General features: G+C 70.7%; 2 protein-coding genes. One reads left to right on the top strand and one right to left on the bottom strand.

Annotation, left to right across the window (positions count from 1 at the left end):
• The coding region (locus tag ACFRCG_RS48755; RefSeq protein WP_380043127.1) for a glycosyltransferase 87 family protein at positions 1–821 on the top strand (821 nt) is incomplete at its 5' end.
• Here the strand turns inward: ACFRCG_RS48755 and ACFRCG_RS48760 are convergent.
• The gene (locus ACFRCG_RS48760; protein WP_054231942.1) at positions 790–1,023 is read right to left on the bottom strand and encodes a hypothetical protein; all 234 of its coding nucleotides are present in this window, start codon (positions 1,021–1,023) and stop codon (positions 790–792) included. The two genes, ACFRCG_RS48755 and ACFRCG_RS48760, sit on opposite strands and share 32 nt — an antisense overlap.
• Positions 1,024–1,056: the final 33 nt, after the last annotated feature.

The raw sequence follows: 1,056 nt of genomic DNA on the forward strand, positions 1-1,056 counted from the left end.
TGCTCGGCGTGCTGGTGCTGTGGGACCTGACGCGGCGGCCCTGGCACCGCTGGGCCGGAGTGGGCATCGGGCTCGCGGCGGCGATCAAGCTGACACCGGCGCTCTTCGCGGTGTTCCTGCTGGTCACCGGTGTCGTGGCCTACACACGGCGGGGCTCCGCAGGCCCCTGGCTGCGGCACGCGCGCGGGGCGGCCGTCGCGTTCGCCGGGGCAACCCTGCTGGCGGCCTCCGCCCTGCCCTACGACTCATGGCGCTTCTGGAGCCGCATGCTCTTCGAGACGGGTCGGGTCGGGCTCGTGGAGGACACCGCGAACCAGTCGCTGCGCGGGGTACTGGCCCGGCTGCTGCACACCACTCAGCCGGGCCTCTGGTGGGTCGCCGCGGCGGCCGTGGCAGGCTCCCTGGGCCTCGGGGTCGCCGTGGCTGCGGAGCTGCGCGGGCGGCGCGCCTGGGCGGTGTCCGCCTGCGCGGTCACGGCGCTGCTGATCAGTCCGGTGTCGTGGTCGCACCACTGGGTGTGGTGCGTGCCGATGGTGCTGATCCTCGGCACGCGCGGCAGGGCGGCCACCGTCGGCTCGGCACAGGTGACCGCCGTCATTACGGCACAGGCGACCGCCGTCAGTACGGCACTGGTGACCGCCGCGGGTACGTCGCTGGTCTTCTGCTCGTACGCGCTGTGGTGGGTGCCACACGGCCCGGGACGGCTCGAACTGCAACAGACGGGCACCCAGTTGACGTTGTCGGCCCTCTACGAAGGAGCCGGTCTCGTCTTCCTGACCCTGATCGGGGTCAGGCTGTGGCGAACGTGTAGAACCGCTTGAGCGTGCAGTGCTCGTCGAGGAGCCGGCCGTAGATCGGCTCGCCCTCCAGCTCACGGTACGTCTCGATCGGGTCGCCTTTTATGATCAGCGCCCGCGCGCACTCCTCGCACCAGTACTGGTAGTCGTGGTTGACCGGCTCCATGTCGCGGACGATCGGCGTACCACTGCCGCACCAATCGCACTTCCGCCTGTGTGCACCCATCGATCAGCTCCAGCTGTGGCCGCAGGCCGTGCA

The sequence above is a fragment of the Embleya sp. NPDC056575 genome (assembly GCF_042793325.1).
In the GTDB taxonomy this organism is placed as follows: Bacteria; Actinomycetota; Actinomycetes; order Streptomycetales; family Streptomycetaceae; genus Embleya.